We start from the raw sequence: 22,208 nt of genomic DNA, 5'->3' as shown, positions 1-22,208 counted from the left end.
CTTAATGGGCTTTATCTCTGTTAAAAGGCTGAACTGATATTACAACAAAAAAGGCCACCAAGTGGTGGCCTTTTACCAAATTAACCGTAAAAACTCGGTTATGCTTGGCCTTTGATCTCGCTACGACCCTTGTAAGGTGCTTTTTCACCTAACTGCTCTTCGATACGTAGCAGTTGGTTGTACTTAGCAACACGGTCACTACGACACAGCGAACCTGTCTTGATTTGGCCAGCCGCAGTCGCTACCGCCAGATCAGCGATGGTCGCATCTTCGGTCTCGCCGCTACGGTGAGAGATAACGACAGTGTAACCAGCGTCTTTCGCCATGCGGATTGCCGCCAGCGTCTCGGTCAGAGAACCAATCTGGTTGAACTTGATCAGGATAGAGTTAGCGATCTTGTTCTCGATACCGCGGCTCAGGATCTTAGTGTTGGTTACGAACAGATCGTCACCCACTAGTTGAATCTTGTCGCCGAGGATTTGAGTCTGGTAAGCCCAGCCATCCCAATCTGACTCGTCCAAGCCATCTTCGATAGACACGATTGGGTACTCTTCGGTCAGTGACTTCAGGAAGTCAGAGAAACCGTTTGAGTCAAATACCTTGCCCTCGCCAGACAAGTCATATTGACCGTCTTTGTAGAATTCAGAGGCTGCACAGTCAAGGGCCAGTGTCACGTCTTCACCCAGCTTGTAACCGGCTTTTTCTACCGCAACCTTGATAACAGCTAGTGCATCGGCGTTAGAGGCCAGGTTTGGCGCGAAACCACCTTCATCACCCACTGCAGTGTTAAGACCCTTCTCTTGCAGAACCTTCTTCAGGTTGTGGAAGATCTCGGCGCCCATGCGTAGCGCTTCACGGAAGCTCTTAGCACCAACAGGCTGAACCATGAACTCTTGGATATCAACGTTGTTGTCGGCGTGCTCACCACCGTTAAGGATGTTCATCATAGGCACAGGCATAGAGTACTGGCCAGGAGTGCCGTTTAGCTCGGCGATGTGCGCGTACAGCGGCATGCCTTTGAAAGCAGCAGCGGCTTTAGCGGCAGCCAGAGACACGGCCAGGATAGCGTTCGCGCCCAGCTTGTCTTTGTTTTCAGTGCCATCTAGGTCGATCATGATTTGATCCAGCTCGGCTTGTGCCGTCGCATCTTTACCCATTAGGGCATCACGGATCTGACCATTGATGTTAGCCACAGCGGTCAAAACGCCTTTACCCATGTAACGGCTCTTGTCACCATCACGCAGCTCTAGTGCTTCGCGGCTACCGGTAGATGCGCCAGATGGAGCAGCTGCCATGCCTACGAAACCGCCATCTAGATGCACTTCCGCTTCAACCGTTGGGTTACCGCGTGAATCCATGATCTCGCGACCAATGACATTGATAATTTTAGCCATAATTTCCTCGACTTTAAGTTTAAGATTTAAGTTTAAAAGTTAATGCAAAACTAAAATTCTTATCGCTAAATTTACATCATCTGAAACAAAAAAGCCGCCTCCGAGAGTCGGAAGCGGCCCTTGTATAAAGATTAGCCTAAATCGCGTTTTTGGTACGCAACGGCTGCAGCAACGAAACCTTGGAACAATGGCTGACCATCGCGAGGCGTTGATGTAAATTCAGGGTGGAACTGACCCGCCACGAACCATGGGTGGTTAGGGAGTTCAATCATTTCAACCAGCTGACGATCTGTCGACAGACCGCTGAATACCAAGCCGGCTTTCTCTAAACGTTCTCTGTATGTGTTGTTCACTTCGTAACGGTGACGGTGACGCTCTACACAGGTCAGTCCCTTGTAGGCTTCTGCCGCCTTAGTACCTTCGATCAGATGACACAGCTGCGCGCCTAGGCGCATGGTGCCACCGAGATCTGATTCTTCATGACGTTGCTCGATATTACCTTTTTCGTCAATCCATTCTGTGATCAAGCCCACAACTGGATGCGGCGTGTCTTTGTTGAACTCGGTTGAATGCGCATTTTCTAAACCAGCCACGTGGCGCGCAAACTCGATCAGTGCAACCTGCATACCCAGACAGATACCGAAATAAGGCAGGTTGTTCTCACGGGCATACTGGGCCGCCATGATCTTGCCTTCGACGCCGCGCTCACCGAAGCCGCCCGGTACCAGGATACCGTCAAGGCCTTCCAGCACTTCTGTGCCCTTGGCTTCGATGTTTTGTGAATCGATATACTTGATGTTGACCGACACGCGGTTAAACAGGCCGGCATGTTTCAGCGCTTCGTTCACCGACTTGTAAGCATCTGGCAGTTCGGTGTACTTGCCCACCATACCGATAGTGACTTCACCGGTTGGGTTGGCTTCTTGATAGATAACATTTTCCCACTCAGACAGGTCGGCTTCTCTGCACTCAAGGCCGAAACGCTTGGTGACCAGATCGTCCAAGCCTTGCGCCTTCAGCAGTGCCGGGATCTTGTAGATGCTATCGACATCTTTCAGCGAGATCACGGCGCGTTCTTCAACGTTACAGAATAGCGAGATCTTCGCCTTCTCGTTAGACGGAATCGCACGGTCACCACGGCAAACCAGTACGTCTGGCGCGATACCGATTGAACGCAGCTCTTTCACCGAGTGTTGTGTCGGCTTGGTCTTCACTTCGCCCGCCGCGCCCAGGAAAGGCACCAGGGTCAAATGCATAAACAGAGTACGATCACGGCCAAGTTCTACGCCCAACTGACGAATAGACTCAAGGAAAGGCAATGACTCGATATCACCTACGGTGCCGCCGATCTCAACGATCGCCACGTCGTGCCCTTCTCCGCCCTCAAGCACTTTCTCTTTAATCGCGTTGGTGATGTGTGGGATCACCTGAATGGTGGCCCCTAGGTAGTCGCCACGACGCTCTTTGCGCAACACTTCCTCATAGATACGACCCGTGGTGAAATTGTTACGACGGTTCATCTTGGTACGGATGAAACGTTCGTAGTGACCCAGGTCGAGGTCAGTTTCAGCGCCATCTTCGGTGACGAATACTTCACCGTGCTGGGTTGGGCTCATGGTACCCGGATCCAAGTTAATATAAGGATCCAGCTTCATAATGGTTACGTTAAGGCCCCGAGCCTCTAAAATTGCCGCCAATGATGCTGCTGCAATGCCTTTACCTAGTGATGAAACCACGCCACCAGTAACGAAGATATACCTTGTAGTCATGCTGAACCTGAGAAAATGAGTTGGAAATATGTGCTTGTAAGAAAGCACTAGGACGGGGCGTTATTATATCAAAGCCCTTTGGATTCGACAAATAGGTAACGGCAACTATTTTAGCCTTTTAGGGGATCATTTCGCTTGACTTGCTCCCAATAGGCGTCCAGTTCAGTGAGGCTATGCTCCTGCATCGCTTTACCCGACTGGGCTGCTAAGGCCTCGACGCCACGAAAGCGATGTTCGAACTTATTGGTCGCCCGGCGCAGCGCCTGCTCTGGGTCCAGCTTGAGATGTCTGGCCAGATTCACCACGGCAAACAGCAGGTCTCCCAGCTCATCTTCCATCTTGTCTCTGTCCTGGGCGGCAACCTCCACCATTACCTCGTCGATCTCTTCGTGGATCTTGGCCACCACAGGCCCTAAGTCATTCCAGTCGAAACCCACGGTCGCCACCCTGCGCTGCACCTTGGCGGCGCGGGTCAGGGCCGGCAGTGAGCGCGGAATATCATCGAGCACCGAATGTAGCGAGCGCCCTTTGCGCTCCTTGGCCTTGATGCTCTCCCAGGTTTCACGCACCGATTCACTGGATGCCTGAGTCATCTCGCCAAACACATGGGGATGACGCTCGGTGAGCTTAGTACAGATCTTCTCCACCACCTGGTCGAAGTCGAACCTGCCCTGCTCCTTGCCCAGCTGGCAATAGAAGATCACCTGAAACAATAGATCCCCAAGCTCACCGGGCAACTCATCCAGGGCGCCGCGCTCTATAGTATCGGCCACCTCAAAGGCTTCTTCCAGGGTAAAGGGCACTATGGTCTGATAACTCTGGGCCTTGTCCCAAGGGCAACCCGTTTCTGGGTCTCTTAGCCGCTCCATGATGGTCAGGAGCCTTTGGATGTCTGATTTGCTCTGCATCGCTTACCTCATCAAAAAGGCGGCCAGGGCCGCCTCTTACTCTTATCATCTGTGAACTTTCTGCTTTTTATCTGCGCTGCGATAGACAGGCTTACCGCGCGGTTAGAGACGTCGCGCTTCGATGACGCCAGCCACCTGAGACAGCTTGGCGATCACCCTGGATAGACCTTCCAGGTTATACAGCTCGAGCTCCAGCTCGATAGCCGCCGTCTGGGTCTTCACATCCGACGATGAGCTCATGGCCAACACGTTAGATTTCTCCGCCGCCAACACAGAGGTGAGGTCTCTCAGCAGACCGCTACGGTCATTGGCCAGCACCTTGAGCTTAAGTTTATAGCCACCTGAGTAGTTTTCACCCCAGACCACATCGACGCTGCGTTCAGGGTGCACCCGCATCAGTTCTTTAACCTGCTCGCAGTCGGCCCTGTGCACAGAGATCCCCCTACCCTTGGTGATGAAACCGAAGATCTCATCCCCAGGCACCGGCTGGCAGCACTTGGCGATATGGCTGAGCAGGTTACCGACACCATTAACCTCGACCTGGCCCTTGCCCTTGCCTGTGGCACGCGCCTGGTTCTTCTTCAGCAGATCTTCCAGCGCCTCCTCTTCGGAGACCTCGTTGACCCGCATCCGGCTCTGCACATGGTTAACCACCTGGTTGAGGCGAACGTCGCCGCCGCCGATACCGGCTAGCAGGTCATCCATCCCCACCATGTTGAAACGCTCCACCGCGCTGTGGGCATCTTTCAGGGTCAGGCCGGAACGTGCCAGCTCGGCCTCGAGCATCTCGCGTCCGGCGACGATATTCTTGTCTCTGTCTTGCTGCTTGAACCAGTGCTGGATCTTAGAGCGGGTACGCGACGCCTTGATATAACCCAGGTTAGGATTAAGCCAATCCCGCTTAGGGTTAGGATGCTTGGAGGTGATGATCTCGACCCGCTCCCCCGTCTCCACCTGATAGGTAAAGGGCACGATGCGGCCATCGACCTTGGCGCCGATACACTTATGGCCTACCTGTGAGTGAATATAGTAGGCGAAATCCAGTACGGTGGAGCCCATGGGCAAGTCCACCACGTCGCCATTCGGGGTGAAGACATAGGCTCTGTCTTCAAACACCTGACTGCGAACCTCATCCACCAAGTTGCCACTCTCGGCCACATCTTCCTGCCACTGCAGGATCTTACGCAGCCAGTTGATCTTCTCTTCGTAGCCGCTCTGCTTGCCTGTGGTGCCCTCTTTATATTTCCAGTGGGCGGCCACCCCTAGCTCGGCATCTTCATGCATCTGCTCGGTGCGGATCTGGATCTCCACCGTCTTGCCCTCTGGGCCCACTACTATGGTATGAATAGACTGATAGCCATTGGGCTTAGGGTTGGCGACATAGTCGTCGAACTCTTTGGGAATATGATGCCAAAGGGTATGCACCACACCCAGTGCGCCGTAACAATCCTGCAGGCGCTCGGTGACGATACGCACGGCACGCACGTCAAACAGCTCATCGAAGGTGAGATCTTTGCCACGCATCTTCTTCCAGATGCTGTAGATATGTTTGGGCCTGCCGTAGACCTTGGCGCGGATCTGCTCCTCGTCCAGGCGCTGCTGCAGCTGATTGACGAAGTTCTCTATGTAGATCTCACGATCCATCCGCTTGCCATCGAGCTGCTTGGCAATGTCTTTATAGGTGTCAGGATGCAGATAACGGAAGGAGATATCTTCCAGCTCCCACTTGAGCTGGCCTATGCCCAGGCGGTTGGCCAACGGCGCGTAGATGTCGGCAATCTCCCGCGCCAGCAGCACACGGGTCTCCTCGTCGGCATTTTTCACTTCCCGCAGCAGGCAAATACGCTCGGCCAACTTGATCACCACGGCGCGCACATCTTCCACCATGGCCAGCAGCATCTTGCGGATGTTATCTATCTGGGGCTCGGCGTTACGGCTCTGCTCGTTGACCTTGAGGGCGCCGATGGCATTCATGGTCACCACGCTATTCACTAGCGTGGTGAGCTTATCGCCAAACAGCTCCAGCATCTGCTCCTCAGTCATGAGGCCAGCGTCGAACACCACGAAGATCACCGCCGCCTGCAGGGTCTCGATATCCATGTTGAGCGGCGCTAAGATCTCAATCAGCTCGCGGGCGCGGCCGATCAGCAAGGTATCGTTAGCATCATGTTTCGCCACCAGGGCCTCTACCTGCTTTATTAGCGCAAGTAAGGTGCTGGCGTCATCGGCGTCACTCAGATAACGATTAACCCATTCAGTCAATTGAAAATCTGTGTCTTTAAAATGTGCTTCTCTAACAGATACCATCTACTGCATGTCCTTAAACTTAAGTGCTTGCCCCTAAATATTGCTCGACCTGTTACGTCATCCAAACCACGCTGGCTGACATCGCCAATACCAAACTCACTATCTTGGGGATTCCCCCGCCAATGTCAATTGATAGTCGGCGACTATTTGGCCGCTCGGCCTAACTATTTCTCCAACTCAAACAAGGCCATGGCCTCAATGTGATGGGTCTGAGGGAACATATCGATGAGTCCCAGGCGACTAAGCTGATACCCCTGTGCCAGCAGCGGCTCACAATCTCTGGCCAGACTCACAGGATTACAGGAGATATAGACGATCGCCTTGGGCTTCATCTTCTTTAACCATTGTAGACTCTCATAGGCGCCGGCTCTGGCAGGATCCAGCAGTAACTTGTCGATGCGGCCAAGCCAAGGGGCTGCGGATAGGTCTGCGCTGAGATCTCCGTGATAGAACTCGGCTCCCTCGACACCGCTCATGGTCGCATTGCGTCTTGCCTGCGCCACCATGGCCTCGACCCCCTCGACGCCCACTACCTGGGCGCCCGCCTTGGCCAATGGCAGGGTAAAGTTGCCCACCCCGCAGAAGAGATCCAGCACCCGCTCGCCCGGCTGAATCTGCAGCCAGTCGATCGCCTGGGTCACCATCTGTTGATTGATCTCGCCATTGACCTGAATGAAGTTGCCCGGCGAGAAGCCAAGCGAACTGCCATCCTCCAGGGTATAGAAGGGCAGGCCCTCGTCACCCCAGAGGGTCTCAAGCTTGCCGTCATCATCGAGTAAGACAAGCCTCACCTTATACTGCTCGCCAAAGCTAGCTAGCAGCGCCTTATCTTTATCGTTCAGGGGGCTGGTGATACGTAGCACCACGCATGGGCCAGAATCCACAGACAACAGCTCCACATGGCCCAGGCTACGCTTGGCACTGAGTCGATTGAGGCATTGATTCAACGGCGCGATAAGCTCAGACAATGATTTTGCCAGCACAGGGCAGGCGTCAATATTAACCACCTCGCTGCTGGCCAGGGCGCGAAAACCGAGGTTGAGCTGCTTTGTATCACGCAGGTACTGCGTCGCCAGACGGGCGCGGCGACGATAATGCCAGCCTTCGCCGCTTAGCGGCTCGCTCATGATCTGAGGCTGGGTGCGGCCCATCTTGTTGATCAGGTTTTCGAGCGCCGCCTGCTTGGCATCACGCTGGGCAGAGAGCTCAAGATGCTGCAGGTCACAGCCGCCGCAGCGACCATAGTAAGGGCAGCTAGGTTCTATACGCGCGGCGCTGGCGCTCTCTACCTTAATCAGCTTGGCCTTGGCATGACGCTTCTTCTGCTCGACTATCTGCGCGGTGACCGTTTCATCCGGCAGGGCGCCGGGAATAAAGACGATTTTTCCCTGATGTTCTGCTATCCCCGCCCCCAGATGATCCAACTGGCTAACATGGAAACTTTGCTTGGCCTGGGTTTGTTGTGTCTTGCGGGGTTTAGCTTTATAAAATTGTGCCATTTAGGCCTCTAAAACAATAAAAATACTAGTAAAGACTGCACAAAGTCTGGCAGTCTAATGTAACCTATATCCATCGTAGATAAATAATACCAACTCAATGAATAGTGCAGACAATATGACTAAATACAGCCTGAGAGCCTGGGTTCTCGTGCTGGCCTTAGCGCCCACTATTTTGGTTGGTATTTTGCTTGGCAGCTATTTTACCATAAATCGTTTCTATGAGCTGGAAGAAAGCTTAATCGAACGTGGCGGCAATATCATCGAGCCGCTGGCCATCTCCGCCGAGATAGGCCTGGAAACCAAAAACTTCGAGACCACCAAACGCCTGATCACCTCGGTGCAGCTCAATAAGTCCAACCTAGTGCAATTTATTGCTATCTTCGACACCAACAACCGGGTGATAGTGACCTCGCATCACTATAAGAGCCACGAGTTTATGCGCTACAACGAGCCCATCGACTCGCTGCAGACCACAGAGGTGGAGCAGTTTGGCGACAGCATCATCATGCGCAGCCCCATCTTCTCCAGTCAGCGCGAGCTTGTGGTCAGCCCCTACGACAGCAACTCCATGGCCCAGCAGGTCAACTCCGCCAAGCTCGGCTATATCGCCGTGCTGCTCAACAAGGAGAACGCCCTGCTGGAGCAGCACAGGGCCGCGGTGGCCGCCTTCATCATAGTCCTGATCGGGGTGCAGCTGAACCTACTGTTTACCTTCCGCCTGGTCAAAAACGTCACCCACCCCATCACAGAGATGGTGCGGGTGGTGGCCAAGATCCGCGAAGGCAAGCTGGACACTAGGGTAGACGGTAACCTGATTGGTGAGCTGGACCTGCTCAAGCGGGGCATCAATGCCATGGCGGGCTCCTTGTCGGAGTACCATGAGGAGATGCAGCAAAATATCGATCAGGCCACCTCAGACTTGCGCGAGACCCTGGAGCAGATAGAGATCCAAAACGTCGAGTTGGATCTCGCCAAGAAGCGCGCCCTGGAGGCCAGCCGCATCAAGTCAGAGTTCTTGGCCAACATGTCCCACGAGCTGCGCACGCCCCTTAACGGGGTGATCGGCTTCGCCAAACAGCTATTGAAGACGCCGCTACACGCCAGTCAGCAGGACTACATCAAGACTATCGAGAAGAGCGCCACCAACCTATTGGGGATCATCAACGACATCCTCGACTTCTCTAAGCTGGAGGCGGGCAAGATGGAGCTGGAGAACATGCCCTTTGCCCTGCGTGAGGTGATTGACGACACTATCTCTCTGCTGGCCAACAGCGCCAAGGAGAAAGATCTCGAGCTGGTGGTAGATATCGAGCCTAGCATCAACGACAACGTCTCAGGCGATGCCCTGCGGGTCAGCCAGGTGATCACAAACCTGGTGGGCAACGCCATCAAGTTTACCGACAGCGGCAGCGTGCACCTCAAGATGCGCCTGACCAGCGAAGAGGCCGAGAAGGTCAACGTGCGCTGCGAGATCACCGACACAGGCATAGGCATAGACAAGCCCCACCAGGCTCAGCTGTTCCAGGCCTTCGGCCAGGCAGACTCCTCTATCTCGCGTCGCTTCGGCGGCACTGGCCTCGGGCTTATCATCACCAAGCGTCTGATCAACCGCATGGGCGGCCAGATCGGCTGTATCTCGGCGCCGGGTAAAGGCTCGACCTTCTGGTTCACCCTGCCCCTCAAGCTGAGTCCCTACCCCATCAGCCAGCCGCTGGAAACCGACAACCTCATCGACAAGACGGTGCTCTTGTTCGAGCCGCGGGAGCTATCACGCAAGGTCCATGAAAGCCTGCTTAGCCACTGGGGCATGCAAAATATCAGTATAACCACTGCCGAAGATCTGGCCCGGGTGGCCGGCGAAGAAGGCCGCCACTTCGACTACGCCATCATCAGCTGCAACGATTTGGCCAGCAGTCCTAACCTGTTAAACGTGCTCAATAAGATAGCCAAGATCAGCGACTACACCCTTTACCTGTGTAGCAGCACAGACAGCGCCGCCAAGATGAGCCTGATCCAGCCCAATGTGGACAAGGTGATGCAGGCGCCGGTGGGCGAGCGCGCCCTGGCCGTCACCCTGATCAATCCTCACCGCGCCCAATATGAGGCCATGCCTTTCCAGGAAGCGGTCAAAGAAACCCAGGAGCGCGAACCCATGAGCGTGCTGGCGGTGGACGATAACCCCGCCAACCTCAAGCTGATTAAGACGCTGCTCAAGGAGCTGGTTACTCAGGTGACGGTCACAGACAACGGCCAGGAGGCGGTGGAGATCGCCAAGGCCAAGAGCTTCGATCTCATCTTCATGGATATTCAGATGCCGGGCACCGACGGCTTTAGCGCCACCAAGCAGATACGTGAGCATTCACTCAATCGCAATACGCCGATTGTCGCCGTGACCGCCCACGCCATCGCTGAGGAGCGCGAGCGCATCGATCAGAGCGGCATGGATGGTTACCTGCCCAAGCCAATCGATGAGGCGGCGCTGAAGAGTGTGATCAGCCGCTGGAAGACCCGGCCGCAGTTTACCCACTTCGACCAGCACACCCTCAATTGGGATCTCTGCCTGACCCAAGCCAACCAGAAAACCAGTCTGGCGCTGGAGATGCTGCAGATGCTGGTCGACTCCCTGCCCGAGACCCGTGAGCACATCTCGGGCGCCCTCGAGCGTCAGGACAGCCAGGCCATGGTCAGTCATGTGCACAAGCTCCACGGCGCCAGCTGCTACTGCGGCGTACCGACCACTCAGCGACTCTGTCGAGAGATTGAACAGTCACTCAAGCAAAATGCCAGTGTCGATCTGGTCGAGCCGGAAATACTTGAGTTACTTGACGAGCTTTCTAAGGTAGAATCGGCCACAAATCAAGTAATAGCCCAGTTATCTATGGATGTGATCGATGAGTAATAAACCCGGGTTTTTCAAGCGCCTCAAGGCCCTCGAACCAGAACAGAAGAAGCTGTTCGCCATCGCCCTTTGCCAACGCATGTACCCTAACTACCAGCTGTTCAGCGAGGTCTGCGAATTTGGCGACCCACAGGTGCTCGATACCGTGCTCAACCTGCTATGGCAATCCATGTACGATCAGAAGCTGAAACTGAATATCGATCTCTACCTCGAGCGACTGGATCTCAACACGCCAGAGCCGAGCGATTTCGACGTCTACGGCGTCTATCCGGCCATGGACGCCGCCGTCGCCCTCACCTCACTGCTTAGCGCCATTCAGAGCAAGGTGGAAGACGACATCACCAACATCAGCAAGCTCTCCTCCGCCACAGTGGCTAACTATATCGAGGCCACACTCGAAGAAGAGATGGATGAAGAAGCACTGGATGATCATATCTTCAATCACGAGGTGATGCAGGAAGAGAAGGCACTTCAGGCATCCTTGCTGGAGATCATCGAAGAGAACCCTAAGATCACCGCCGACTTCGTCAAGGCGCTGCGCAAGGAGTTAGTGCAGACAGGCGTTTCCAACATAGGGATCTCAGTAGGCGCCTAACCAATGCGCAAACTTATCTACCAGGGATTTGTGCTCACCAACCCAGATGGGTTAACAAATACCTGGTGCCTCACCATAGGGGAGCAGCGACGCGTCGGCTCCCTGTTTGAGCTCAGGCGCCAGATCCATTTCTATCAGGAGCTGGGGATATTGCCGCCACCTAAGCCACTCCATCGGCGTTCCGGCCCCAAGCATTAGACTTTAGCGTTATAGGGACGCGGCGGGCAAAGTGATACCCTAACGGCGTATTCGGTTTATCACCGCTCGGATCCAAGCCAAGGAAGTAGTCTCCCTATGTTAACCACTCTCTCGCCACTCTTTGTCGTGTTTGGCATCATGGTCACCGGCTTTATCGTGCAAAAGGCGCGACTACTGCCCGAGGGCAGCGACAACGTCCTCAATCAGTATGTCTATTACATCGCCTTTCCGGCGATTATGATGATAGTGCTGGCCGAGACCCCGATCGAAGAGATCACCAACTGGGGATTTATTGGCGGCTACAGCCTAGCCATGACCCTTATCTACCTGCTGACCGGCCTGCTGTCACTCTGGTTACAGCCCAAGGATAAACCCCTGGCGGCCATTCGCGCCCTCAACACCACCTTTGGTAACACCTCCTTCATCGGCATTCCGCTGATGATGATGCTGTTTCCAGGCGATCAGCTGGCGTTGGCCGCAGCCGCCTTGGCCAGCCTTTTATCGGTAACCGTATTTGCCATAGTGCTGGCCCAGCTGGCGCTGTTTCAGGGACAGACAGACAGCGCACTCAAGACGGTGTTTTTCGCCCTCATTCAAAACCCCATCATACTGGGAAGCCTGGCCGGCGTAGCGATATCTGCCGCCCATATAGAGCTGTACCGCCCCATCGCCGAAATCATCCGGCAATTTGGCATGACCTCCAGCCCCTGCGCCCTGTTTGCCATCGGCATGGTGCTGTGCAAGGCCAATCAGGGGGGCAGAAACGCCGCAGGCATTCAGTCACGCCTTGCCGAGCTGGCCATGCTTAACCTGAGTAAGCTGCTGCTACAACCCCTGCTGGCCTATCTGCTACTGGGCACCTTAGGAGTTAGCGGACAACTGCTACAGATGGGGGTGATTCTGGCCGCCCTGCCTACCGCCGCCAGCGTCTACCTGCTGGCCCACAGATTCAACGTCGGTGCCACCAGTAGCGCCCAAACCATCAGCCTGGGGATAGTGCTCAGCTTTGCCACCATTCCGCTACTGCGCCATTGGCTGGACTCGGGCACCGCAAGCTTTTTATAACGGATAGGCTTGTTTTGTCGGACTGCAGAGCCTAAAACTTATTTTCATGGATAAAAAGCACACAGGTATTTACTGTATAAAAATTCAGTATATACTGTGCATGAATACAGTACTTTGTAAAAGGATGTCATCATGCTTTGTCAGCTCAGCATCAATAACTTTGCCATTGTCCGCTTTTTAGAACTCGACTTTAAGTCTGGGATGACCAGCATCACAGGCGAAACTGGCGCGGGAAAATCGATTGCCATCGATGCCTTAGGCTTGTGCCTGGGCAATCGCGCCGATGCCAATACCGTCAGACCGGGCGCGAGCAAGGCAGAAGTCAGTGCCCGCTTCGCCCTCAACGATATCCCGCTGGCCAAACGTTGGCTAGAAGACAATGACCTTGAGCTAGACGACGAATGTATCCTGCGCCGCACCATAGGCAGTGACGGTCGCTCACGCGCCTACATCAACGGTAACCCTGTGCCCCTCAACCAGATGCGCTCCCTGGGCCAGCTGCTTATCGGCATTCACGGCCAACATGCCCACCACGCCATGTTAAAGAGTGAGCATCAACTTACTCTGCTCGACAGCTATGCCAACCACAAGTTGTTGCTCGAGGCCTGTAGCGCCAGCTACCAGCGCTTCAAGCTGATCCAAAAGGAGCTGAGCCAGCTGCAACAGTCGCAACATGAGCGCATCGCCCGCAAGCAGCTGCTGCAATATCAGGTCGAAGAGCTCGACGAATTCGCCCTGGGCGAAGAAGAGTTCGACGAGATAGAGGCCGAGCATAAGAAACTGGCCAATGGCACGGCCCTGATCCAAGCCTGTCAGCGAACCCTCTACCTGCTGCAGGATAACGAAGAGGGCGCCATAGAATCGCTGCTCAACATGTGTCTGGATCAGGCCCAGGAGCTCGAAGGCTACGACCCTGAGCTGAAAGGGGTGGGCAATATGCTTAACGATGCCCTGATCCAGGTACAGGAGAGTAGCAGTGAGCTGCAACGCTACCTAGATAAGTTGGAGCTGGACCCAGATCATTTTGCCGCCCTGGAGCAACGCCTGTCGAAGATAATGATGCTGGCACGTAAGCACCATGTGAACGCCAAAGATCTCTATCAGCATCATCAGGCACTAAGCCAGGAGCTGAGTGAGCTGGACTCGGATGAGGAGAAGCTCGATGAGATCGCCCAGCAACTCGAGAGCTGCCGCGATAGCTTCATCGCCCACGCCCAGAAGCTCAGCCAGAGCCGTCAGCGTTACGCCAAGGAGCTGGACAAGCAGGTTACCCGCTCTATCCATGAACTCAGCATGCCCAAGGGCAAGTTTATCATCGATGTGCAGTTCAACCCCGAGATGATGTCCCCCAACGGCTGCGATACTGTGGAGTTTCAGGTCACCACCAACCCGGGTCAGCCGCTGCAACCCATCGCCAAGGTAGCTTCGGGCGGCGAGCTGTCGCGTATCGGTCTGGGCATCCAGGTGATCACCGCCAAGAAGGTCGCCACCCCGACCCTCATCTTCGACGAGGTCGACGTTGGGATCTCAGGCCCGACCGCCGCCGTGGTGGGCAAGATGCTGCGCGCCCTGGGCGAATCCACCCAGGTGCTGTGTGTGACCCACCTGCCCCAGGTCGCCGGCAACGGTCATCAGCATATGTTCGTCAACAAGCAGAGCAAGGCGGGGCAAACCGAGACCTCTATGGTGCCGCTGGACAAGGGACAGCGTATCGAAGAGTTGGCGCGCCTGCTTGGTGGCGATGTCATCACCAACAATACCCTGGCCAACGCCAAGGAGTTACTACAGAGCTAAGCCAGATAGATCAAAAATTGGCGATCATTAGGCGGGTTACAAGCAAAGCGCGGCAATATTTTAGCCGTGCTTTTCATTTCATAAGCACCTCTGAGGCGAGCCTATTGCGCCGTGAATATAGCGCTGTTGCACAGCTAAGAGACTCTGATAAACTGAGGCCTTTGCCGTCGACACTAAGTTAAAAGCCACAAGGATTTGAAATGCGACACTTTTTTCGTGCCCTGAAATGGATTTTATTTACCCTGCTATTCATTCCCGTCGGCGGCTATCTCATCTTGCTGCTGATCAATCTGCAAGATAGCGCGCCATCAGCGCAGGCCAGCGCCTTTCTTGAGCAGGTGAACGCCGAAGAGACCGCCTTGAGTCAGCACCTGGAAAACAACCCTTATCTTTACGCCTTTGGCTTTGATGCGCCGAAGGATAATGACCCCATGGCGGTCGGACTTGAACGCTATCAGGCGCTCAGACAACTAGAGGCCATGCAAAGGCCAACACAGACGGCACATGTAAAATTCGAGCGCCCCGAATGGGCTATTCCCAACTGCCTCAAACAAGAAGACTATCTCGATGAGTGTGCTCCCCTATTCGCCGAGCCAGAAACACTTAAGGCCACACTCGATGACTATGCCTGGCTAATTGAGCGCTACCGCACCCTACTCTCCCTCGGTCAATGGCAGGATGATACCCGCTTCAACATGTATAGCGATCTGCTACCCATGCAACATCTGATCGCTGCACAGCAACTGTTTCTTGTCGATGCCTACATCAATGGCACGAATTCAGCCTCCCTCATCACCGCCATAAACAAAGATATGCAGTTCTGGCAGCAGGCCGCGATGCAGATCAACATGCTGGGCAATAAATTCCTCGCCATCTCGGCGCTCAAACAACACATGAAACTGGGTGAGCTGCTTATCAGTCAAATGCGCACAGAGGGTGAGGATACTAGCTTACCTAGCCTCTGGCTGGCCCCTATTCCAGGAGACGTGCTAGCCCTTGATCGAGCCAAACGTGGCGAGTGGCACTTCCTGACTAAGATGACACAATCTTTTGAGGCGGGTGAAAAGGCCGATTTAACCACTAAGGTTATCGAAACCCTGCTCATGCCCCTGTTAAAGCAACAGGATACCGCTAACCGTTATGCAGATATCTTAACCGGCAAGGCAAACATCAAGCAGTGCCCTAACGATCTCTCGCTATCGACCCTGCAAGAGTACGCCTACAATCCCATGGGGAAATTTATCCTCTGCTCTGGCATCTCCTCTTTCGAGAGTTACCAGGCAACGGCTAACAAGGTGGAATCGCTGCGCGCCGAGCTTGTTACCCGCTTAACGACGCCTGCCATCTCGGCAGGGATGGTGACTGAAGTTAATGAAGAAAAACCTAGGGAGAGCTCACCAGAATAACGAGCCTACAGTTTCTTTTTCCGTCATCACAGCTCATCCCCTGACCGGCTTCAGGGGATATAAATGCCAAAAACTTTTTGCTTTAAAATGCTATTCCGGAAGACGATCGAAACCGGGCACAGATGAGAGCTCCTCCCCCCAATTCGCCCGCTCTGCCATAAATAGCTTTGCCGTCGGCGCGATGGACACCTCGACATCCAGACAGCCTGCTGGCACCACGACCAGATTTAACGCCGCCAGCCGATAAGGCATAGGCGAGCCGCACACCTTGCAAAAACATCGCTTGTGCCGAGTATTCGCCACTTGAAAGGTTTGCAACAAAGCCTCGCCACGCCGCCAGACAAGGGCCAAATGATTGGAAAACAGGTTGGCCCCATGCAGCGAGCCGGTGCCTTTCTGACAGCGGTTACAGTGACACAAATAGAAAGCATCGAAACGACCCACTAAGCTAAAAGCCACGCCGCCACAGAGACAGCTGCCACTGAACTCAACGTCCGAGCTGTTTTGATTAGGGCTCGCATCATCCATAACCTGTCTCCTCTTGCCTGAAAGCAATTAAAAGTCAAAACTGAGCATGCAGTCAGCGCAGCAACAAATCAAATTTTCGCTGGTGTGCTAAAAACAAAAATCCCGACTGTCTTGACGCTGTGGCCTTCGACACTCGGGACCTAATTTGAACTAAATTTGAACTTAACTTGAACTCAATTTGAACTTAGTGACAATTGGACAAGCCAATTACTATCCCGCCAGATAGACAATTCCCTGCAGGCACAAAAACGCAAATACGCCGGCGAGCACGTCATCTATCATGATGCCGATACCACCATGCACCTTGGCATCCAGTACCTTGATGGGCCAGGGTTTGAGGATATCGAAGAAGCGAAAGAGCCCGAAGCCAACCGCCACCCAGAGCCAACCTGCGGGGGCGGCGATCAGGGTAATAAGCAGACCCGCCACCTCATCCCAGACGATGGCGCCATGGTCGTGCACCCCCATATCCTTAGAGGCCTTGTCGCAGATATAGAAACCGGCAAGCACGCTAAGGAGTGTCAGCCCCAGATACCAGCCCAGGGGCAACCCGGCCATGAGTAGATAAAGCGGAATTGCCGCCAGGGTACCGAAGGTGCCAGGCGCCTTAGCGGCGAGGCCTGAGCCGAAGCCCAGGGCCAGGAAATGAACAGGGTTTGCCAGAGAAAGCTTTTTAAGAACCGGATCGGTCGACCATAACTGCATGTTTAAAAGTGCTCGAAACCAAAGTGAGACGGTGTGTAGGGCTCGCCATCCTTGATAAGACGTAGCTTATCGCCAGTGGCGATCTGACCAACCTGTGTGAAACTGACGCCGGCATGGGCCAGAGCCGTCTCCAAAGCGCCGCGCTGGGCCTCGGGGACGGTAAACAGCAGCTCGTAATCCTCACCACCGGTTAGGGCATAACCCAGCGCCTCGGTCTCAGCCAAAGATTCACGCATCTGGGCCGACAGGGGCAGACGATCCACATCCACCACGGCGCCCACCGCCGAGCGCTTGAGGATATGACCGATATCCGAGACAAAGCCATCGGAGAGATCGATGGCGCTCGAGGCCAATCCTCTAAGCGACTGACCCGCAAGCACTCTTGGGGTGGGGAAGTAGTGGCGCTGAATAAAATATTCCCTCGCCTCCCCGTCGATATTGAGCTTATCGCCCAGAATCGCCAAGCCCACGGCCGAATCGCCGAGGGAGCCGGTCACATAGATCCAGTCGCCATTCTTGGCGCCGCCCCTTGTATGGGCCTTGCCCTCTGGCACTTGGCCATTGATGGTGATGGTGATCGACTTGGGGCCGCGGGTAGTATCGCCGCCCACCAGGGCGACTCCGTAATACTGCGCCGCCTCATTCAGTCCCTGACTAAACTCCTCCAGCCAGGTCTCATCCACCTCAGGCAGGGTGAGTGCAAGTGTCATCCAGGCAGGCTCTGCGCCCATGGCGGCGAGATCCGACAGGTTAACCGCCAGCGCCTTGTAACCCAGGGCCTTGGCGGGCATATCGGCGTAGAAGTGTACATTTTCAACCAGGGTGTCGCAGGAGATGGCAATCACCTTGTTTTCGGCAGGCTGGACCAGGGCGCAGTCGTCGCCGATCCCCAGGTGCACATCGCGGCGGGTCTGGCCAAGGTTAGCAAAGAAATGATCGATTAATTTAAACTCTTTCACAGTCTTAAGAACCATAGTAAGGGTTAATCAGCTAGCACACTTTTTAGCGAAGGCAACATCGAGCGAACGAAGGCGACATCGAGGCTAAACCTGAATATAAAAAACGGCATCCTGGGACGCCGTTAATTGTATCACTTTTTAGCGACTATCTTGTCGAGAATGCCGTTGACGAACTTGTGACCATCTTCGGCCCCGAAGGCCTTGGCCAGCTCGATAGCCTCGTTGATGGCTACCTTGTAAGGCACATCCTTACGGAAGGTCAACTCGTAGGTCGCGATGCGCAGCACCGCCTTCTCGATAGGCGAAACCTCATCGAACGGGCGCTCGAGGTGAGGCATAATCAACTCATCCAACTGAGCCGACTTGGTCGTGGTGCCTGATAGCAATTCACGGAAATAGCTAACGTCGACGCCATCGATCTTCTGCTCGGTGAGAAATTCATGCTCCACGTCGGCAACATTATTGCCGCTTAGCTGCCATGAATAAATAGCTTGTACCGCTAGACGACGGGCTTTACGGCGCTCTGAAGGTTTCATCTTGGTTCCTAATCTTACAACTGCTGTTCTAGTTCTTGCAGAACATTGACCATCTCTAGCAGACCAAGTGCCGCTTCGCCGCCCTTGTTACCCGCCTTAGTACCAGAACGCTCGATAGCTTGTTCAATGGTATCTGTGGTCAATACACCGAATGACACAGGAAGGTCGAACTCAAGCGCTATTTGAGCCAGCCCCTTGTTACACTCGCCTGCAACAAAATCAAAGTGTGGCGTACCACCACGGATCACGGCGCCCAGCGCTATGATGCCGTCAAATTTACCACTTGCCGCCACACGACGGGCTGCCAGCGGCAGCTCTACGGCACCCGGTACGCGGACAACGGTAATGTTGTCGTCTGCGACCTGACCGAAGCGCTTCAATGTATCCACCGCGCCTTCTAGCAGACTTTCAACCACGAAGCTGTTAAAACGTGAAACCACTATGGCCACTTTGGCGTTTTTCGACTCGATATTACCTTGAACTACGTTCATTTATCTTACCTAAATTAGCTTAACAAACCCGGCACGGGAAAAAAGAGGCGGTATGATACCACAGCCCACCGCGTTGATCCCCATGCAATTTAACTCAATTCGATGAATTACAAGCAGACTAGCTTATTCTGCAATGTATTCAGTCACTTCTAAACCGAAACCCGACAGCGAGTGGTAACGCTTAGGCGAGCTGAGCAGACGCATGCTGGTCACGCCCACATCGGCCAGGATCTGCGAGCCCACACCCACTTGACGTGAGGTGCCCTGCCACTGCGCCGGTGCGCCGACTTCGCCCTTGTCTTCTGCCTCGAAGGCCTTCACCTTGGCCACCAACTCTTCGTTGCTCTGCTGATGACCCAGCACTACCAAAACGCCGCCTTCATCGGCGATACGCGCCATGGCTTTTTCCAGCGGCCAGCTGCGCTTCTCATCGCGCTCTGAGTGCAACAGATCATTGAAGGTGTTTTGCAGATGCACGCGCACCAGAGCGTTAGGCTGAACTTCACCCTTCACCAGCACATAATGGAGTTGGTTATCTATGGTATCGCGGTAGGTGATCATGTCGAACTCGCCGAAACGGGTCGGCAGCTTACACTTGGCCTCGCGCACCACGGTCGTTTCCTTGGTGTTACGGTATTCGATGAGATCGGCGATGGTGCCTATCTTGAGGCCATGCTTCTCGGCAAACACCTCAAGATCTGGACGACGCGCCATGGTGCCATCTTCGTTGAGGATCTCGACAATTACCGCCGACGGCTCATGGCCCGCCAGACGGGCCAGGTCACAACCCGCCTCGGTATGACCGGCGCGGATCAGCACCCCGCCCTCTTGGGCCATCAATGGGAAGATATGGCCTGGCTGCACAATATCCGACGGCTTGGCGTCACGGGCCACGGCGGCCTGCACAGTAACGGCTCTGTCATAGGCCGAGATGCCAGTGGTCACCCCTTCGGCCGCCTCGATAGACACGGTGAAGTTGGTAGAGAACTGGGCATTGTTGTTGCTCACCATCAGCGGCAGGTTGAGCTGCTCGCAGCGCGCCTTGGTCATGGTCTGACAGATGAGCCCACGGCCATAGGTGGCCATGAAGTTGATCGCCTCAGGCGTCACCAGGTTAGCGGCCATGATCAGGTCGCCTTCATTCTCTCTGTCTTCGTCATCCATCAAGATAACCATCTTACCCAGACGGATATCTTCGATAATCGCTTCTATGCTGTGTAGTGCCATTGTTAGACCTTGATTTATTAGAGCTTGAAATATTCTTATAGTAAGAGTTATTTAATCTGCTATTGGCTGGGATTGCCAGCGTCTATCTTAAAAAGCCGGAGCGAGCTAACAGATCCATGGTGACCTCTGAGCCTTTGGCTGAATTTTCCTCTGCCGCCTGGAAACTCAGTAGGCGCTCCAGGTGCCGGGCGATCAGATCCACCTCGATATTGACCCTGTCACCCGCCTTCAAATCGATAAGCGTGGTTTCGCTGGCGGTATGGGGCACTATGGTCAGACGAAAACGCTCACCGTCCACCTCGTTCACCGTCAGGCTGACACCATCTATGGTGATAGAGCCTTTGTGGGCGATATAGCGCGCCAGCCCCTTGGGCGGCGTCAGCCAAAATTCGATCGCCTTGCCGCGATACTGTCTGTCATCCACGCTGGCCACGCCATCGACATGACCGCTCACCATATGACCGCCGAGGCGGGTCGTCGGCGTCACCGCCTTTTCCAGATTGACCTTCTGCCCCACCTGATAATGGGCAAAGCCGGTTAGGGCCACGGTTTCGGCTGAGATGTCCGCCACATAGCCGTCAGCCATCTGCTCGACCACGGTCAGACACACGCCATTGGTGGCGATACTGTCACCGAGTTTAACGTCACTTAAATCCAGCTTGCCGCTAGCCACCGTCAGGCGAATATCATCGCCGCGACGCTCAATTTTTCTCAGGCTGCCAACAGCCTCGATGATCCCAGTAAACATGACTAACTACTCTTTATCGCTCGGTAAATGATTGTGACTCAATTGAAAGGTGAGGCGTCTGTCGGCCCCGATCGCACGCTCGTCGCAAAGCTTGAGGGCGGGCAGCTGCGTCATCTCAGTATAGTCCGGCAGTGCCAGCAGGTTACGGCCATGGCCGCCTAAGATTTTCGGCGCCTGATACAGCACCAGCTCGTCTGCCAGCCCCTGCGACATGAAGGCGCCAGCCAGGGTCGCCCCAGCCTCGACCATCACGCTGTTAAGCTGAGATCCCAGATGTTCCAGCAGCGCCTTTAGTGGCACCTGCCCATTGTCACTCGGCAGTTGCAACTGACTCACATGCTCAGGCCAGGCGCTCGCCACGGCCTCGGGATAGGGCTGACAGCTCACCAGCAGCACGGGAGATTGTGTCTCAAACAGTTTAGCCTTGGCACTTAGGCGCGCACGGGAGTCGAGCACCACGCGAAGTGGCTGACGAATATCGGCCTCGGTTAACTGCTCGCCCAGGCTGCCCAGCTCCTGATGACGTACATTCAGGCTAGGGTCGTCGGCCAGTACCGTCTCTATGCCGGTCACGACGGCATCGAAACGGGCGCGCATGCGCTGCACGTCACGGCGCGCCTCTGGACCTGTGATCCACTTTGAGACGCCGTTAGAGAGCGCCGTCTTACCATCCAAGCTGGCGGCAAGCTTGATGCCGACCCAAGGCAGGCCGCTGCGCATCCGCTTCATAAAACCTGGGTTAAGTGCTGCGGCCTCTTCCTGGTGCAGACCCACCTCGACCTCAATGCCTGCATCTTGGAGCATCTTGATGCCACGGCCAGACACCTGAGGATTAGGGTCGGTCACCGCCACCACGACGCGGGCCACCTCTGCCTTGATCAGCGCCTCGGCGCAGGGCGGCGTGCGGCCATAGTGGCTACAGGGCTCTAAGGTTACATAGGCGGTGGCGCCTTTGGCCTTATCGCCAGCCATGCGCAGGGCATGCACCTCGGCGTGAGGGCCGCCGGCGGCGATATGAAATCCTTCGCCCACCAAGGTCTCCCCTTGGACTATTACACAGCCGACATTAGGGTTGGGACTTGTGGTGTATTGCCCCTTGCGGGCCAACTTAATGGCGCGCGCCATCATCTGGGAATCAAATTTGGACCAGGCCATGCTCATCGCCATCTCTTGAGAATAA

19 protein-coding genes are annotated in these 22,208 nt (G+C 54.8%); 6 read left to right on the top strand and 13 right to left on the bottom strand.

The window, feature by feature from the left end:
* Window positions 1-98 precede the first annotated feature (98 nt).
* The 5 genes from eno to rlmD form a co-directional block, all read right to left on the bottom strand.
* Entirely contained in the window at window positions 99-1,394 is a 1,296-nt protein-coding gene (eno, locus tag K0J45_RS06020) for a phosphopyruvate hydratase (RefSeq protein WP_011865007.1), read from the bottom strand.
* 131 nt (window positions 1,395-1,525) lie between these two features.
* Window positions 1,526-3,163, bottom strand: coding sequence for a CTP synthase (gene pyrG / locus K0J45_RS06015; RefSeq protein ID WP_011865006.1), 1,638 nt, complete (start codon window positions 3,161-3,163; stop codon window positions 1,526-1,528).
* A 110-nt stretch (window positions 3,164-3,273) separates the two neighbouring features.
* Window positions 3,274-4,071, bottom strand: coding sequence for a nucleoside triphosphate pyrophosphohydrolase (mazG, locus tag K0J45_RS06010; protein ID WP_220044648.1), 798 nt, complete (start codon window positions 4,069-4,071; stop codon window positions 3,274-3,276).
* 102 nt (window positions 4,072-4,173) lie between these two features.
* Complete coding sequence (gene relA, locus K0J45_RS06005; protein ID WP_220044647.1) at window positions 4,174-6,378, bottom strand: GTP diphosphokinase; 2,205 nt, start codon at window positions 6,376-6,378, stop codon at window positions 4,174-4,176.
* A 164-nt stretch (window positions 6,379-6,542) separates the two neighbouring features.
* Window positions 6,543-7,877 carry a 23S rRNA (uracil(1939)-C(5))-methyltransferase RlmD gene (gene rlmD, locus K0J45_RS06000; protein ID WP_220044646.1) on the bottom strand — a complete coding sequence of 445 codons (1,335 nt, stop codon included), beginning with the start codon at window positions 7,875-7,877 and terminating at the stop codon, window positions 6,543-6,545.
* Between the two features lie 115 nt (window positions 7,878-7,992).
* Between rlmD and barA the strand changes: the two genes are divergently transcribed.
* From barA to K0J45_RS05970, 6 genes are all read left to right on the top strand, one after another.
* Window positions 7,993-10,776, top strand: coding sequence for a two-component sensor histidine kinase BarA (gene barA / locus K0J45_RS05995; RefSeq protein ID WP_434086953.1), 2,784 nt, complete (start codon window positions 7,993-7,995; stop codon window positions 10,774-10,776).
* Window positions 10,769-11,371, top strand: coding sequence for a YjaG family protein (locus K0J45_RS05990; protein ID WP_220044644.1), 603 nt, complete (start codon window positions 10,769-10,771; stop codon window positions 11,369-11,371). The genes barA and K0J45_RS05990 overlap by 8 nt, the downstream gene beginning before the upstream one ends.
* Before the next feature lie 3 nt (window positions 11,372-11,374).
* Entirely contained in the window at window positions 11,375-11,569 is a 195-nt protein-coding gene (locus tag K0J45_RS05985) for a DUF3319 domain-containing protein (RefSeq protein ID WP_011865000.1), read from the top strand.
* Window positions 11,570-11,665: 96 nt separating this feature from the next.
* Window positions 11,666-12,634 (top strand): AEC family transporter, encoded by a 969-nt coding sequence (locus K0J45_RS05980; protein WP_220044643.1) that lies wholly within the window; start codon window positions 11,666-11,668, stop codon window positions 12,632-12,634.
* A gap of 132 nt (window positions 12,635-12,766) precedes the next feature.
* Window positions 12,767-14,428 (top strand): DNA repair protein RecN, encoded by a 1,662-nt coding sequence (gene recN, locus K0J45_RS05975; protein ID WP_220044642.1) that lies wholly within the window; start codon window positions 12,767-12,769, stop codon window positions 14,426-14,428.
* A gap of 200 nt (window positions 14,429-14,628) precedes the next feature.
* Window positions 14,629-15,834 carry a hypothetical protein gene (locus K0J45_RS05970; protein ID WP_220044641.1) on the top strand — a complete coding sequence of 402 codons (1,206 nt, stop codon included), beginning with the start codon at window positions 14,629-14,631 and terminating at the stop codon, window positions 15,832-15,834.
* Between the two features lie 90 nt (window positions 15,835-15,924).
* Here K0J45_RS05970 and K0J45_RS05965 read toward each other — a convergent pair whose 3' ends face one another.
* The 8 genes from K0J45_RS05965 to ribD form a co-directional block, all read right to left on the bottom strand.
* Complete coding sequence (locus K0J45_RS05965) at window positions 15,925-16,362, bottom strand: GFA family protein (RefSeq protein WP_220044640.1); 438 nt, start codon at window positions 16,360-16,362, stop codon at window positions 15,925-15,927.
* 210 nt (window positions 16,363-16,572) lie between these two features.
* Complete coding sequence (locus tag K0J45_RS05960; protein ID WP_220044639.1) at window positions 16,573-17,067, bottom strand: phosphatidylglycerophosphatase A family protein; 495 nt, start codon at window positions 17,065-17,067, stop codon at window positions 16,573-16,575.
* A gap of 2 nt (window positions 17,068-17,069) precedes the next feature.
* Window positions 17,070-18,026 (bottom strand): thiamine-phosphate kinase, encoded by a 957-nt coding sequence (gene thiL, locus K0J45_RS05955; protein WP_220044638.1) that lies wholly within the window; start codon window positions 18,024-18,026, stop codon window positions 17,070-17,072.
* Window positions 18,027-18,157: 131 nt separating this feature from the next.
* Window positions 18,158-18,562 carry a transcription antitermination factor NusB gene (nusB, locus tag K0J45_RS05950; RefSeq protein WP_011864993.1) on the bottom strand — a complete coding sequence of 135 codons (405 nt, stop codon included), beginning with the start codon at window positions 18,560-18,562 and terminating at the stop codon, window positions 18,158-18,160.
* 14 nt (window positions 18,563-18,576) lie between these two features.
* Window positions 18,577-19,053, bottom strand: coding sequence for a 6,7-dimethyl-8-ribityllumazine synthase (gene ribH, locus K0J45_RS05945; RefSeq protein WP_011864992.1), 477 nt, complete (start codon window positions 19,051-19,053; stop codon window positions 18,577-18,579).
* 123 nt (window positions 19,054-19,176) lie between these two features.
* On the bottom strand, window positions 19,177-20,280 hold the full coding sequence (gene ribBA / locus K0J45_RS05940; RefSeq protein ID WP_144203305.1) for a bifunctional 3,4-dihydroxy-2-butanone-4-phosphate synthase/GTP cyclohydrolase II: 1,104 nt from the start codon (window positions 20,278-20,280) through the stop codon (window positions 19,177-19,179).
* 82 nt (window positions 20,281-20,362) lie between these two features.
* Complete coding sequence (locus K0J45_RS05935; protein WP_220044637.1) at window positions 20,363-21,028, bottom strand: riboflavin synthase; 666 nt, start codon at window positions 21,026-21,028, stop codon at window positions 20,363-20,365.
* A 6-nt stretch (window positions 21,029-21,034) separates the two neighbouring features.
* The gene (gene ribD / locus K0J45_RS05930) at window positions 21,035-22,195 is read right to left on the bottom strand and encodes a bifunctional diaminohydroxyphosphoribosylaminopyrimidine deaminase/5-amino-6-(5-phosphoribosylamino)uracil reductase RibD (RefSeq protein WP_220044636.1); all 1,161 of its coding nucleotides are present in this window, start codon (window positions 22,193-22,195) and stop codon (window positions 21,035-21,037) included.
* Between the last annotated feature and the right edge of the window lie 13 nt (window positions 22,196-22,208).

The sequence above is a fragment of the Shewanella alkalitolerans genome (assembly GCF_019457575.1).
Taxonomy (GTDB): Bacteria; Pseudomonadota; Gammaproteobacteria; order Enterobacterales; family Shewanellaceae; genus Shewanella; species Shewanella loihica.
This window is presented reverse-complemented; position numbering and strand designations above follow the sequence as displayed.